The organism is Acidovorax sp. GW821-FHT09B03 (assembly GCF_059418305.1).
The window spans coordinates 306,223-320,461 of the sequence record NZ_JBWKPP010000003.1 but is presented as its reverse complement, the minus strand read 5'-3'; the positions used below and the strand labels follow the sequence as shown (position 1 = coordinate 320,461).

General features: G+C 69.1%; 12 protein-coding genes. 1 reads left to right on the top strand and 11 read right to left on the bottom strand.

The window, feature by feature from the left end; all coding sequences use genetic code 11:
- Positions 1–21 precede the first annotated feature (21 nt).
- From AC07PA_RS07840 to AC07PA_RS07790, 11 genes are all read right to left on the bottom strand, one after another.
- Positions 22–699 carry a Fe2+-dependent dioxygenase gene (locus AC07PA_RS07840; protein WP_494608354.1) on the bottom strand — a complete coding sequence of 226 codons (678 nt, stop codon included), beginning with the start codon at positions 697–699 and terminating at the stop codon, positions 22–24.
- Positions 700–786: 87 nt separating this feature from the next.
- Positions 787–3,150, bottom strand: coding sequence for a catecholate siderophore receptor Fiu (locus AC07PA_RS07835; protein ID WP_494608353.1), 2,364 nt, complete (start codon positions 3,148–3,150; stop codon positions 787–789).
- A gap of 293 nt (positions 3,151–3,443) precedes the next feature.
- Complete coding sequence (locus AC07PA_RS07830; RefSeq protein WP_145694950.1) at positions 3,444–4,379, bottom strand: MBL fold metallo-hydrolase; 936 nt, start codon at positions 4,377–4,379, stop codon at positions 3,444–3,446.
- Between the two features lie 121 nt (positions 4,380–4,500).
- On the bottom strand, positions 4,501–4,890 hold the full coding sequence (rbsD, locus tag AC07PA_RS07825) for a D-ribose pyranase (RefSeq protein ID WP_007856553.1): 390 nt from the start codon (positions 4,888–4,890) through the stop codon (positions 4,501–4,503).
- Positions 4,887–5,843 carry a ribokinase gene (locus AC07PA_RS07820; protein WP_494608352.1) on the bottom strand — a complete coding sequence of 319 codons (957 nt, stop codon included), beginning with the start codon at positions 5,841–5,843 and terminating at the stop codon, positions 4,887–4,889. The genes rbsD and AC07PA_RS07820 overlap by 4 nt, the downstream gene beginning before the upstream one ends.
- Positions 5,840–6,853: a LacI family DNA-binding transcriptional regulator gene (locus tag AC07PA_RS07815; RefSeq protein WP_007856555.1), complete on the bottom strand. Its 1,014-nt coding sequence runs from the start codon at positions 6,851–6,853 to the stop codon at positions 5,840–5,842. The genes AC07PA_RS07820 and AC07PA_RS07815 overlap by 4 nt, the downstream gene beginning before the upstream one ends.
- Before the next feature lie 42 nt (positions 6,854–6,895).
- Complete coding sequence (locus AC07PA_RS07810) at positions 6,896–7,882, bottom strand: ABC transporter permease (protein ID WP_494608351.1); 987 nt, start codon at positions 7,880–7,882, stop codon at positions 6,896–6,898.
- On the bottom strand, positions 7,879–9,474 hold the full coding sequence (locus tag AC07PA_RS07805; RefSeq protein ID WP_494608350.1) for a sugar ABC transporter ATP-binding protein: 1,596 nt from the start codon (positions 9,472–9,474) through the stop codon (positions 7,879–7,881). The genes AC07PA_RS07810 and AC07PA_RS07805 overlap by 4 nt, the downstream gene beginning before the upstream one ends.
- Before the next feature lie 20 nt (positions 9,475–9,494).
- Positions 9,495–10,448: a sugar ABC transporter substrate-binding protein gene (locus tag AC07PA_RS07800; protein ID WP_007856559.1), complete on the bottom strand. Its 954-nt coding sequence runs from the start codon at positions 10,446–10,448 to the stop codon at positions 9,495–9,497.
- A 285-nt stretch (positions 10,449–10,733) separates the two neighbouring features.
- Positions 10,734–12,422: an AMP-binding protein gene (locus tag AC07PA_RS07795; protein ID WP_494608349.1), complete on the bottom strand. Its 1,689-nt coding sequence runs from the start codon at positions 12,420–12,422 to the stop codon at positions 10,734–10,736.
- 66 nt (positions 12,423–12,488) lie between these two features.
- The gene (locus AC07PA_RS07790) at positions 12,489–13,229 is read right to left on the bottom strand and encodes an FFLEELY motif protein (RefSeq protein ID WP_494608348.1); all 741 of its coding nucleotides are present in this window, start codon (positions 13,227–13,229) and stop codon (positions 12,489–12,491) included.
- A gap of 102 nt (positions 13,230–13,331) precedes the next feature.
- On the opposite strand from AC07PA_RS07790, the gene AC07PA_RS07785 reads away from it, so the two are divergent.
- Complete coding sequence (locus AC07PA_RS07785) at positions 13,332–14,228, top strand: esterase/lipase family protein (protein ID WP_494608421.1); 897 nt, start codon at positions 13,332–13,334, stop codon at positions 14,226–14,228.
- The last annotated feature ends 11 nt before the right edge of the window (positions 14,229–14,239 follow it).

Here is a 14,239-nt window from a genome sequence, read left to right as displayed (position 1 = left end):
CCCCTCGGGGGCCGTTCCTTTTCAGACTTCCGACCACATTCGCAGCAGGTTGTGGTACTGGCCCGTGAGGGCCACGGTTTCCTCGGTTTCGCCCAGGCGCCCCCGCAGCTTCTGGATGGTCTGGTCCAGCTCGAACAGCATGGCGCGGCGCGCATCGTCGCGCACCATGCTCTGCACCCAGAAGAACGAGCACACGCGCTCGCCGCGCGTGACCGGCTCCACGCGGTGCAGGCTGGTCGAGGGGTAGAGGATCAGGTCGCCCGCGGGCAGCTTGACCTCGTGCGCGCCATAGGTATCCACCACCACCAGCTCGCCCCCTTCGTAGTCCTCGGGTTCGCACAGGAACAGCGTGCACGACAGGTCGGTGCGCAGCGCCGCCCCGTGGGGCAGGGGGCGCATGGCGCCATCGACGTGCAGGCCATAGGTCTCGCCGCCCGCGTAGCGGTTGAACAGGGGCGGCACGGTGCGCAGCGGCAGCGCAGCGGCGAAGTACAGGGGATGCGCGGCCAGCGCCTGCTGAATGAGGCGCCCCTGCTCCAGCGCCACGGGCGAGTTCTCGGGCAGTTGGCGGTTGTGCTTGACCCGCGCCCCCTGTGCGCCCACGGTGGCCCGGCCGTCCACCCAGTCGGCAGCATCGATGGCCGCGCGCATGGCGCGCACCTGCTCGGGCGTGAGGACGTTGGGGATGTGCAGCATCATGGCAAATGTCTCCAGAAACGGGAAGGCCCCGGGGTTGCCGGGGCCCTTGGATGGTAGGCAGCTTTCAGGCGGTCATCTTGCGTTCGATCAGAACGTGAAGTTGGCCGTCAGGCGTGCCGAACGGGGGATGCCTGGCGTATAGCGATAGCCGCTCTTGTTGATGGCGGCCACATAGTCCTTGTCGGCCAGGTTGTACACGTTGAGCTGGATGTCCAGGTTCTTGTTGATGCGGTAGGAGGCCATGGCATCGAAGACCCAGTAGGCCTCGGTGTAGGCAGGCGTGCCCACGGCGCCGTCGGTGCCGCGCAGCAGCTTGCCGGCATAGCGTGCGCCGCCGCCGATCGTCACGCCGAAGGGCAGGCGGTAGGTGGTCCACAGCGAGAAGGCGCTCTTGGGCGTGTAGGCCAGCGCGGTGCTGCCATCGGCCGTCTTGGGCGCGCCGCTGAGCACCTTGGTGTCCATGGTGGTGTAGCCCGCGCTCAGCGACCAGTCGTTGGTGATGGCGCCGATGGCGGTCAGCTCCAGTCCTTGCACGCGCTTCTTGCCGGTCTGCACGAAGTTGGCGGCGTTGGTCGGGTCGGTCTCGATGTCGTTGGACACATCGGTGCGGTACACCGCGCCGGCCAGGGCCAGGCGGCCGCCCAGCACGTCCCACTTGGTGCCGACCTCGATGGTCTTGGCCTTCTGCGGCTCGAACTTGGGGTTGGCCGCGTTGTTGGCGGCTGCGCTCAGCTGGTTGTTGGCACCGCCCGGGGGCTGGGCCGAGGTGGCATACAGCGCATACACGCTGCCGTTGCTGGCAGGCTTGTAGACCACACCGAGCTTGGCGCCGATGAGCGTGTCCGACAGGCTGACCGACGAGGGTGTGAGCACGCCGGCTGGCAGCGCGCCCTGCGTCACGGCGTCGAAGTCGGTCTTGAAACGGTCCACGCGCAGGCCGCCCGTGACCTGCCACTCGGGCGACAGCTTGGCGGTGTCGAACAGGTAGGCGGCCACGGTGTTGGTCACGCCCTTGGACCAGGCGCCGTTGGCGATGCGGTTGAAGCCCGCCACGTTCGGGTTGGGGTTGTACAGGTTGGCCGCAGGCAGCGAACCGGCCGGCGCATACGTGGTGTTCACGCTGGCAAAGCCCTGGCCGTAGTAGCCCAGGTTGGTCTGCTCTTCGCGCGACAGCTCGAGCCCGGCCGCCAGGTCATGCTGCACCGAACCGGTGTTCACGGTGGTGGTCAGGCTGGTCTGGTTGACGGCGATCTTGTTGACCTGGTTGACGTTGGTCGGCAGGTTGCGCGTCACGGTCCAGGTGGACGGATCGTTCGGGTTCGGCGTGGCCAGCAGGGCCGAGGCGGCCGTGAGCGCACCGGTGGCCGGGAAGCCGCCGCCCATGAAGGCCGTCAGCCGGTAGTCGTTGTGCGTACGGCCGAAGCGCGTGGTGTTGCGCAGCTTCGTGCCCGAGGCGAAGTCGTGCTCGATGCGCGCCGTGACCATGTCCATGTCCACGTCCGCATAGTCCGAGGTCGTGCCATAGAAGTTGCTCGAATCCACGCGCGCCGCGGTGTTCAGGAAGGGGCGGCGGTTGGCAAGGGCCAGTGCATCCGGCGAGGTGTAGCCGGGCAGGCCGATGGTGGGCACGCCGCCATCGGGCATGTTGTCCTGCTTGACGTGCAGGTAGTTCAGGAACACGCGGGTGGGCGAGTTCAGGCCCAGGGCCAGCGAGGGCGCCACGCCCCAGCGCTTGTTCTTGACCAGGTCGCGGCCGGCCACGCCGGAGTCCTCGGTCATCACGTTCAGGCGGAAAGCGGCGCCGGGGTAGGCTTCCAGGGCCTTGTTCCAGTCCACCGTGCCGCGCTTGTAGGAGGCGCTGCCCGCGCCCAGCGAGGCTGCGAAACTGTTTTCCAGCGTGGGCTGCTTGCTCACCAGGTTGATGGCGCCCGTGGGGGCCGTGCGGCCGTTGTCGGTGCCGGCCGGGCCCTTGACCACTTCCACCTGCTGGATGTTGAACACGTCGCGCGAGACCGCGCCCAAGTCGCGCACACCATCGACGAAGATGCTGCTGGAGCTGTCGAAGCCGCGCATGTAGATCGCGTCGCCGGTGCTGGTGTTGCCGTTCTCGCCCAGGAAGAAGGTGCTGGCGCCGGGGGTGTTGCGCAGGGCTTCGGTCAGGGTCGAGGCGGCCTGCTCGCGCAGCACCTGCTCCTTGACGACGGAGATGGTCTGGGGTGTGTCCAGCAGCGGCTGGGTGAACTTGGGCGAGGAGACCGTGCCGGCCTTGTAACCCGCATCGCCTGCCGATTCGACCTTGACCTCCGGCAGGGTGGCGCTGGAGGCGGTCTGTGCCTGGACGGGCATGCCCAGTGCCACGAGGGCCGCTGCTGCAGCCATGCCGACGGGGGTGACGCGCGCGCCCGCGGCGGGGTGTTTGCGGCTCTTGATGTATGTAGTGTTGTGCGCCATGAAAGGTCCGTAGGAGTGAGAAACCGGAACTTGGCTGGCTACAGGGACTACATACAGGAGCGCGCGGCAAAAGCTGCTGCTGCCGCGGGTGTCGGTCGGTGTTGGCTGGCTGAGAACCCGCGCAGCCGAACATGCAGAAGGCTTGCAGGAATGTCAAATGATAACAATTATCATTTGACAATGGTTGCATCTGGCTGCAACGGAGCCCGTGGGCTGGCCAAAAAGTGGCCCGATGTGGCACCGTGGCAACATGCCGAGGTGCGGCAGGGCGCGCAGGCGCGGCCTGCGAGTCTTCAGGCGTTGTGCAGCATGTCGCCCCGGCGCATGGCGGCTCCCGAGCGGACCAGTTCGTCCATCAGGCCGGCGAGCCATTCGCCCTCCGCCTGGTCAGCGAAATGCCGGTTGTGCAGCATGCCGAAGTAGGGCGTGGCCTGTGTCCAGGACCGGAGGTCGGCCAGGCTGATCTGCTGCCATTCGAGCAGCTTGTACTTGAGCAGTACCTTGGCAGCATAGAGCGCATGCTTGGGCGGGTTGCGCACGAAGCCGTCGAGCCGGCGGCGTGCGCCCTCGATGGCGCGCGGCGCATCGGCGAACACCGGGCCGTGGCCCGGTATCACGGTGCGCGGGGCCAGGCGCTCGATCAGGTCGAGCGTGGCACCCACCTGGGCAAAGGCGTCCTCGCCTTCGAGTTCGGGGAAGACCACGCCGAAGCCGTTCTCCCACAGCGCGTCGGCCGAGATCAGGATGGCATCGCGCGGTTCGAACAGCACGATGGAATGCGTGTCGTGCCCTGGCGCGGCATGCACCTGCCAGGTGCGGTCGCCCAGCAGCACGCAGGAGCCCGGGTCCAGCAGGGTGTCGGCACGGAACGGCGGGCACTGCTGGCCGGTGGGCGTGTAGCTCAGGGCATAGGCGTCCCACTGGCGCACGTGCCGGGCCTGGCCGGGCGGTATGGACGTGAGCACGCGCGGCCAGGCCTTTTGCAGTGCGGCGTTGCCGCCGCAGTGGTCGCTGTGCAGGTGGGTGTTGAGCACCCGGTCCAGCGGCCTGCCGCCCAGGGCTGCCTGCACCAGCGCCACTGTCTGCTCGGCATGGCTGCAGTAACCGGTGTCCACCACGGCCGTGTCATGGTGGCCGATGAACAGAATGTTGTTGGCCGACAGCCAGCCGCGTTCCAGCACGGCGATTTCAGGGGGCAGAAAGGGCGTGGCAGAGGCTGGCGTGGACATCGGGAAGGGACTGGCAGATGGCATGGCGCAGCGGGTGGCCCGCTGCTGCGATCTGCCAGCCTAACCCAGCGCAAGCGCCTGCCGGGTTATCCAAAACCCGTGCGTTGCCGCGCAGATTGCTTCAGAACGTCACACCGGCGCACAGGATCACGTTGGCGTAGGGCGTGCATTCCCCCGTGCGCACCATTACGCGGGCCTCGCGGCACAGGCGTTTGAATTCCTCGTGCGGCAGCGCCTCGGGTGCCACGGGCAGGGTGCACCAGCCGGGCAGGGCACCACCTGCGCGTTCCACGGCCTCGGTGGCGATCACGGCGCGCTCGACCTGCATCTCCGCCAGCACGGCGGCCAGCACGTCGGCCACGGCTGGAATGCCCGGCGTCAGCGCCAGGTCGATGCGCCGCGGGCCCGGCGGAATGGGCAGGCCCACGTCGCCGACCACCAGCATGTCGCCGTGGCCCAGGCAGGCAATGGCGTGGGAGAGCTCGGCATGCAGCAGGGTGGTACGTTTCACAGCGGAATCCAGTCGGGTGGTTGCGGGCTTGCCGCCACGGCGGCCCGGGTGGGGATGGAGGGCTGTGCCCCCGCCTGCGTCACGCACAGGGCGGCGGCGCGGATGCCCTCGCGCACGGCGGCGTTGAGCGGCCCGCCCTGCGCCAGCGCCACGGCCAGCGCACCGAGGAAGGTGTCGCCCGCGGCGGTGGTGTCCACGGCTTGCACGGCCATGCCGGGGTGGTGTGTGCTGCCCAGGGTGTCGGCGGCCACGGCGCCCGCGGCGCCCAGCGTCACCACCACCTGGGCCGGCCCCAGGCCGCGCAGCGTCTGCGCGGCCACGGCGGCATCGGCCACGGTCTCCACGGCCGTGCCGGCCAGGGCGGCGGCCTCGACCTCGTTGACCACCAGCGTGTGCACCAGGGGCCACAGGCCGGTGGGCAGGGGCTGGATGGGCGAGGGGTTGAGCAGCACCCGGCAGTCGGCGGCGAACGCTTGCTGCGCGGCGGCCAGCACCTGGGGCAAGGGGGTCTCGAACTGCAGCACCAGGCTGTGGGCCTGGTCCAGCACGGCGGCAAGCGCCTGCGTGTCGAGTGCGAAGCGGCCATTGGCGCCCGGCACCACGACGATGCGGTTCTGCCCCGTGGCCTCCACGGTGATGGCTGCCACGCCCGTGGTCTCGGTCGGGTCGGTCTGAACCCCGGCATGGGCGATGCCGTCCTGGTCCAGACCCGCGCGCAGCGCGCGGCCATGGGCGTCGTCGCCCACGCGGCCGAACAGGTGCACCCGGGCGCCCTGGCGCGCGCAGGCCACGGCCTGGTTGCCGCCCTTGCCACCGGGCACCAGGTGCAGCGCCTGGGCCAGCACGGTCTCGCCGGGCCCGGGGGCCTGGGCCACCTGCAGCACCAGGTCCATGTTGAGGCTGCCCACCACGGCGATGGTGGGGGTGTCGTTGTGCTCCGTCGCTCCCGTCATGGCTGTGCCTGTGCGGTGGAGGCGCGCACGCGCAGCTCGGGTTGCAGCATGACCTTGCGCGCGTCCTGGCGCTTGCCGTCGATGCGCTCGAGCAGCATGTCCACCGCCAGTGCGCCGATGCGCTGCTTGGGCTGGGCCACGGTGGTCAGCGGCGGGCTGGTGAAGGCGGTGAGTTCGATGTCGTCGAAACCCACGATGGACAGGGCCTCGGGTACGCGCAGGTCGCGCTCGTGGGCTGCGCACAGTGCGCCCATGGCCATCAGGTCGTTGCAGACGAAGACGGCGGTGGGCGGCTGCTGCGCGCGCAGCACGGCGTGCATGGCCTCGTAGCCGCCCTGGCTGGTGAAGTTGCCGTGCCACAGCAGGCCGTCACCGGTGCCGCATCCGGCGTCGGCCAGCGCGGCACGCCAGCCGGCGATGCGCTGCTCGCTGGGCGCAATGCCCTCGGGCCCGCCGATGCAGGCGATGCGCCGGTGGCCCAGCGACAGCAGGTGGCGCGTGGCCAGCAGGCCGCCCTGCATATGGGCGGTCTCCACCAGGTCGCAGGGCTGCTGTTCGGCCAGTTCGATCTCGCGGTCCACCAGCACGGTGGGGATGGACAGGCCCGCGAGCTGCGTGGGCAGTGTGGCGTCGTGCCCGGTGGAGACGACGATCAGCCCGTCGATGCGGCGCTCGGCCAGCACCTGCAGGTAGCTGCCCTGGCGGTGCGCCTCGTCATTGGTGTTGCACAGGATGAGGTTGTAGCCTGCGCCGAAGCAGCGGTCTTCGACCGCGTGCACGATCTCGGCGAAGTAGGGGTTGGAGCTGTTGGGGATCAGCATGCCCAGCGTGCGCGTGTTGTTGCTCTTGAGGCTGCGGGCAATGGCGCTGGGCACGTAGCCCAGTTCTCGGATGGCTTTTTCCACGCGCGCGCGCCCCTCGGGGCTCACGTGGCGTGTGCCGTTGACCACGTGGGACACCGTGGTGACCGATACGTCGGCATGCCGCGCAACGTCCTTGATAGTAGCCATGGAGAAAATCTGGAAACAGGGAATTCGTGGGGATATGGGGGGTCAGGCCGCCGCGCGCCGCTGGCGCAAGGTGTCCACGATGACCGCCGCGACGATCACCACCCCCGTGATGATGCGCTTGCTGGGCTCGCTGGCACCCACCTGGGCCAGGCCCGCTTCCAGCACCGCGATGATCAGCACGCCGAAGGCGGTGTTCACCACCGAGCCGCGCCCGCCCATGAGGCTGGTGCCACCGATCACCACCGCGGCGATCACCTGCAGCTCCATGCCGGTGCCGGCGTTGGGATCGGCCGCCTCCAGCCGTGCGGACTGCATCAGACCGGCCAGGCCGGCGAGCAGGCCAGTCACGGCGAACACGATGACGCGCAGGGGCCGCGGGTCGACCCCGGCCAGGCGCATGGCCTCCTCGTTCGTGCCGATGCCCACCACGCAGCGGCCGAACACCGTGCGCGTGAGCACCAGCTGCGCCACCACCACCAGCACCAGCGCGATCAGAAAGGCCACCGAGATGCCGCCGAACATGGGGGCGGCCAGCCACGAGATCGCGTCGCCCACGTACTGCGTGCGCGAGTCCGTGACCACATAGGCCCCGCCGCGCACGGCTTCGAGCATGCCCAGCGAGACGATGAAGGAGGGCAGGCGCCAGGCCACCGAGACAGCCCCGGTCACCGTGCCGCAGATAAGCCCCGTGGCCAGCGCCAGCAGCGCGGCAGCCGGCACGCTCCATTTCCATTGCACGATGGCCGCGGCCGAGGTGGCGGCGGACAGCGCCATCACCGATCCCACCGACAGGTCGATGCCGGCGATGATGAGCACGAAGGTCATGCCCACCGCCATCACGGCCAGCGCCGGGATCTCGTTGGCGATGGTGACGAAGGTTTCCACGCTCCAGAAGTATTCGGAGAGGGTGGAGAACAGCGCCACCATGCCCGCCAGCACGGCCAGCAGCCCGAGGTAGGTGCCGAGCTGGCTGCGCCAGGCGGGCGTGGGGCGGGGTGCCATGGCGGCGGGGGATGCGGGGGCGTTCATGCGGTGGCGGGAGTGGAAGGGGAAGAATGGCCAGGGGCTTCGCGGCCACCCGGCTCGGAGAATGCAGCGGCCAGCAGCGACTGCTCGGACCACTGGCCGCGCTCGAACACGGCCACCAGGCGCCCGGCGCTCATCACGCCGATGCGGTCGGCCATGGCCATCAGCTCGCGCAGGTCCGACGAGACCATGAGCAGGGCGCGCCCGCTGGCGGCCATGCGATCGAGTTCGCCATAGAGTTCGGCACGCGCGCCCACGTCCACGCCACGTGTGGGTTCGTCGAGCAGCAGCACCAGGCCTTCGCGGTGCAGCCAGCGCGCGAACACCACCTTCTGCTGGTTGCCGCCCGACAGCGTGCCCACCGCCTGCTCGGGGCTGCGGCAGCGGATGCCCAAGGTCTGGACGAAGCCCTGCACCAGGCGGTTTTCCTTGGCGCGCTGCAGCCAGCCCGCGCGCGAGATCGCGGACAGGTCGGACAGCGTGGCGTTGACGCGGATGGGCTGGGCCAGCAGCAGGCCCTGGGACTTGCGGTCTTCCGTGACCAGGCCGACGCCAGCGGCAATGGCCTGCAGCGGCGAGGCAAAGCCGCGCGGCAGCACGTGCGGGGCGCCACCCGCAGTGGATGCATCGGGGTGCAGCGTTACGCTGCCCCGGTCGGCGCGGTCCGCGCCGAACAGCAGGCGCACGAGTTCGGTGCGGCCCGAACCCACCAGTCCCGCCACGCCGAAAACTTCGCCCGCGCGCAGCTCCAGGCTCACGTCCTGCACCGCCGTGCCGCGGCCCATGCCCTGGGCGCTCATCACCACCGGGCCGGCCTTGCGGCGCGGGCGGTGCTCGAGGTCGCTCACGGAGCGGCCCACCATGCGCTGCACGAGGTCGTCCTCGCTCAGGCCGGCCATGGGGCGTGCATCCACCAGGCGGCCGTCACGCAGCACGGCCACGCGGTCGGCGATGCGGCGCAGCTCTTCCAGGCGGTGCGACACATAGACGATGGCCACGCCGCGCGCCGTCAGGCGCGCGATCTGGTCGAACAGGTAGGCGGTCTCGCGCGGGGTGAGCATGGCCGTGGGCTCGTCGAGCACCAGGATGCGCGTGTCGTCCTGCAGATTGCGCGCGATTTCCACCATCTGCTGCTGGCCTATGCCCAGCTGCGAGACGGGGGTGGCGGGGTCGATGCTGTCCAGGCCGATCTTGGCCAGCTGCGCGCGTGCAGCGGTGTGCAGCGCATCGCGCTGCAGCCAGCCCGCGCGGTGCGGCAGGCGGCCCATGAGCAGGTTCTCGGCCACGGTGAGCGTGGGCACCAGGCCCAGCTCCTGCATCACCATGCGCACGCCCAGGCGCTCGGCCTCGCGGCGCGAGGCGGGCGCGTAGGTCTCGCCGGCGAGGCGCATGCCACCGCGCGTGGCCGGCTCCAGCCCGCAGACGATCTTGGACAGCGTGCTCTTGCCCGCGCCGTTCTCCCCCGTGAGCGCCAGCACCTCGCCCGCGTTGAGCGCAAGCGTGATGCCGTCGAGCACGGTGGCGTTGTAATCTTTGCCCACCGCGGCTATGGACAGCAGCGGTGCGGCGGGCGGCGGTGGGAGCGGTCGGTCCATGTCGTCCGGCGGTTGGGTTTTTACTTGCTGCCCTTGGTGACCAGCACCACCTCGGTCTTCACCTCGGCGGGCAACTGGGCCTGGGGCGTCTTGGCGGCGATGGCCTTTTGCGCCAGCTCGATGCCGAACACGGCCTGCTTGGCGGCGTACTGGTCGGCGGTGGCCAGCACGCGGCCATCGGCCAGCATGGGCTTGATGGCGCCGATGTTGTCATAGCCCACCACCTGCACCTTGCCGGTCTTGCCCGCGGCCTTGACGGCGGCCACCACGCCCAGCGCCATGCTGTCGTTGCCGGCCAGCAGGGCCGTGAGGTCGGGGTGCTCACGCAGCATGCCGGCGGCCACGGTGTTGCCCTTCTCGATCTCCCACTGGCCCGACTGCACGCCCACCACGGTGATGCCGGCGGCCTGCATGGCGTCCTTGTAGCCCAGGGTGCGCTGCTGCGCATTGAAGGTGGTGGACACGCCCTCGATGATGCCCACCTTGTCGCCCGACTTGAGCGACTTGGCCAGGTGCTCGCCCACCAGCTTGGCGCCGGCGCGGTTGTCCGGGCCGACGAAGGGCACGGTGAGGTTCTTTTCCTTCAGGGCATCGCCATCCAGGCGGTTGTCGATATTGACCACGATGATGCCCTTGTCCACGGCGGCCTTGACCACAGGCACCAGGGCCTTGGAATCGGCCGGGGCCAGCACGATGGCGCTGACCTTCTGGGCCACGGCCTGCTCGATCATCTTGATCTGGGCGGCCGTGTCGGTCTCGTTCTTGATGCCGTTGGCCACCAGCGTGTATTCGCTGGCGTGGGCCTTCTGGTGCGCCTTGGCGCCGTCTTCCATGGTGCGGAAGAATTCGTTGGCCAGCGACTTCATGACCAGGGCGATCTTGGGCTTGTCCTGCGCCCAGACGGGGCTGGCAAGCATGCCGCCGAGCACGGCAATGGCGGCGGCGGTCTGAACGGAACGGCGGGTGAACTGCATGGTGTCTCCTGTTGGAATGGTGGGCAAGGCACGGCCACCGAAAAGCCGCGCGAAATTGCGCGAAAGCGCCGGCGGCATGCCGGGCCAGTGCGGTGTCGCCCGGCGATCATATCGTCCGCAATCGTTTGCGCAAACGTTTGCTAATCGGTGTTAACCCTGTATTCTCGGAGTCTGGGGGCAGCTTGGAACCTGCCGTGGCGTAGCCGATCGGGCCCTGGCGCCCCCAAAAAAAAGGGCGCCTGGGCGCCGTGGAAAAGGTGGTGCGGCCGGCGCCGGCCGGGGCGTCTAGGCCGTGGGCACGCGCAGCTCGCGCCGCAGGATCTTGCCCACATTGCTCTTGGGCAGCTCGTCGCGGAACTCGATGTACTTGGGGCGCTTGTAGCCGGTGAGGTTTTCCTGGCAGAAGCGGGCCACGTCCTCCTCGCTCAGGGCCGGGTCGCTCTTGATCACGAAGATCTTGATCGCCTCGCCCTGCTTTTCGTCCGGGATGCCGATGGCCGCGCACTCCACCACGCCGGGGCACAGCGAGACGACCTGTTCGAGCTCGTTGGGGAAGACGTTGAAGCCGCTGACCAGGATCATGTCCTTCTTGCGGTCGATGATGCGCGTGTAGCCGCGCTCGTCCATGATGCCGATGTCGCCCGTGCGCATGAAGCCGTCGGCCGTGAAGGCCTTGGCGTTTTCCTCGGGCTGGTTGTAGTAGCCGGTCATCACGTTGGGGCCGCGGATGCAGATCTCGCCCGATTCGCCCTGGGGCAGGCTGTTGCCTGCATCGTCCTTGATGGCGATGTCGATGCCCGGCAGCGGCAGGCCGATGCTGCCGCTGAACTCGGTGTTGGTCACCGGGTTGTTGGTGCCGATGGCGCAGGTCTCGCTCATGCCCCAGCCCTCGATCATGGTGTTGCCCGTGACCTTCTGCCACTGCTTGGCCGTGCCCTCGGAGGCGGCCATGCCCCCGGCCTGCGACACGCACAGGTGCGAGAAGTCGAGCGCGCGGAACTGCGGGTTCTGCAGCAGTGCATTGAACAGGGTGTTCACGGCGGGCAGCATGTGGAAGGGGCGCTTCTTGAGCTCGGCCACGAACTTGGGGATGTCGCGCGGGTTCGGAATCAGCGTCAGGCTGGAGCCCTGGCGGATGGCCAGCAGGCACAGCGTGAGCGCGAAGATGTGGTACAGCGGCAGGGCGGCAACGCTGTTGGCGCGGCTGAGGTCGCCCACCTTGGACAGTGCCGGGGTGAACCAGGCCTCGGCCTGCAGCGTGGCGGCCACGATGCAGCGGTGCGTGAGCACCGCGCCCTTGGACAGGCCGGTGGTGCCGCCTGTGTACTGCAGGAAGGCGATGGAGTCGAGCGTGGCCTGGCTCGGGGCCAGGGTGCGGCGCTCGCCCAGGGCCAGCGCCTTCTTGAACGGCACGACCTTGCGGCCGTTGGTCAGCGGCAGGTCGTAGGCCGGCACCATCTTGGCCAGGTGGCGCACGGCAAAGGTGATCCAGTGGCCGAACCAGAAGCCCAGCAGGTCGCCCATGGAGGCCATGACCACATGCTGCACGGCCGTGTTGTCGATCACCTCGGCCAGGGTGTGGGCGAAATTCTCCAGGATCACGATGGCCGTGGCGCCCGAGTCCTTGAGCTGGTGCTGCAGCTCGCGTGCGGTGTACAGCGGGTTCACGTTCACGCAGGTGTAGCCGGCGCGCAGCACGGCGGCCATGGTCACGCCGAACTGGGGCACGTTGGGCAGCATGATGGCCACGCGCGCCCCGGGCTCGAGCCCCAGGCCCTGCAGGTAGGCGCCCAGCGCGCCGGATAGGCGGTCGAGCTCGCCGTACGACATCCACTGGTCCATGCAGACCGAGAACGGGTTCGATGCATTCTTGCGGAAGGATTCCTCCAGCATATGGGCCACAGAGCGGTATTGCTCGGGCTTCACGTCATGCGGGACGCCCGGTGGGTAGCTCTTGAGCCAGATCTTTTCCATGCGTTTTCCTTGTGCACACCAGTAGATAGATGGGCACAGATTGTGGAAGTGCAGGCAGGAAACCGGCTACCGGGCTTGTCCTAGGGTGCGGGCCAGTTCGGTCCCCGAGGTGACAGCGTCGCCCTCGAACAGCAGGCGCATCAAGGCTTCCTCGCGCTGCTCGATGGTGGCCAGGAACTGCTCCACCGCGCCGCGCTGGCGCGCGAGCTGGCCGAAGGTGTCGAACCCGGCTTCGAGGAACTGCTGCAGCGCGCCCATGCCGGCCGCGGTGGCGGGCCCGCGCATCATGCGCAGCATGGTGCGCAGGCCGGGCGCCCGGGTCAGGCGCGCCAGGTCGCGGCCCATGGCCAGCACGCGCGCCAGTTGCTGCTGGCGCCCGGCGCGCTGGCCCACGGCGCGCCAGGCGGTGGTGTAGCGCATGGCCTCGGGTTCGGCCGTGCCGGTCTGCAGCCAGGCGCGGCCCATGTCCTGGTCCAGGTTCTCGGTCTGGGCATGAAGCACGGCCAGGGCCACGGCCGTGTCCACCACGGGGCGCGGGAACATGGTCTGCAGCGTGCCTGCGATGCGGCCGAACTGCTGGTCACGCGCCGTGTAGTCGCGGTCGCTGTAGAGTTCTTCCAGAAAAAAGCGCGCCGCGGGGCCGAACGCGGGCGAAGCCATCAGGTCCGCATAGGTGCCCGCAAAGCGGCGCGCCTGCAGGGTCTTGATGGTCGCTACGGCGACCCCCAGGGGGGCGTCCCCCGTGCGGTGCAGGCGCAGGGCGTTGACATCGGCAATGCTGTCGCGGATGGTCTGGGCCGCGTCCATAGGTCCCTCTCGTGTGGCCGCACAATGCAGGCATGCCATTAGACCCTGTTCAAAATGGTCTTGAACAGCCGGCGTTGACCGGAAACAACTCCATTGCAAACCATGATTGCGCGCTGGCAAAAAATCCTCCTCCTGATCCTGGCACTGGCCGAGACCGCCTGGCTGGCCTGGCAGTGGCCGCAATCCCCCGTGCGGGCGCTGGCCGGCGCGCTGCTGCCACTGGCCCTGTTCTGGCTGGTGATGGCCATCGAGTTCGTGCTCATGCACCACCTCAACCGGGGCGATGGCGCGCCCCGAGCGCGCGCTGCACAGGTGGTGCGCGCCTGGTGGGCCGAGGTCTGGGTGGCCCTGGTGGTGTTCTGCTGGCGCCAGCCGTTTCGCCACCAGGCCGTGGGGGACTGGCTGCCGGCGCAGGCCACGGGGCGCCGCGGCGTGGTGCTGGTGCATGGCTTCATGTGCAACCGGGGGCTGTGGCTGCCCTGGCATGGGCCGCTGCGCGCACAGGGCCATGCCCATGTGGCGGTGAACCTGGAGCCGGTGATGGGCTCCATCGACGACTATGCCGCGATCATCGAGGACGCCGTGCTGCGCGTGACGGCCGCCACCGGAATGGCGCCGGTGCTGCTGTGCCACAGCATGGGCGGCCTGGCGGCACGTGCCTGGCTGCGCGCGCATGCGGCCGATGCGCGTGTGCACCGCATCCTGACCCTGGGTACGCCGCATGGTGGCACCTGGCTCGGGCGCTTCAGCCGTGCCGTCAACGGCCGCCAGATGAGCCTGGCGGGCGATTGGGTGAAGGGGCTGCTGAGCGTGGAGCCGCAGGGGCGTGCCCAGCGCTTCGTGTGCTGGTACTCCAACTGCGACAACATCGTCTTCCCGGCCAGCACCGCGACCCTGGTGGGTGCGGACAACCGTTTCCTCGATGGCCCGGCGCACGTGGAGATGGCGCTGCACCCCGAGGTCATCAGCGCCTGCCTGGCCGAGATCGGCAGGGGCTGAGCTTGCCCGGT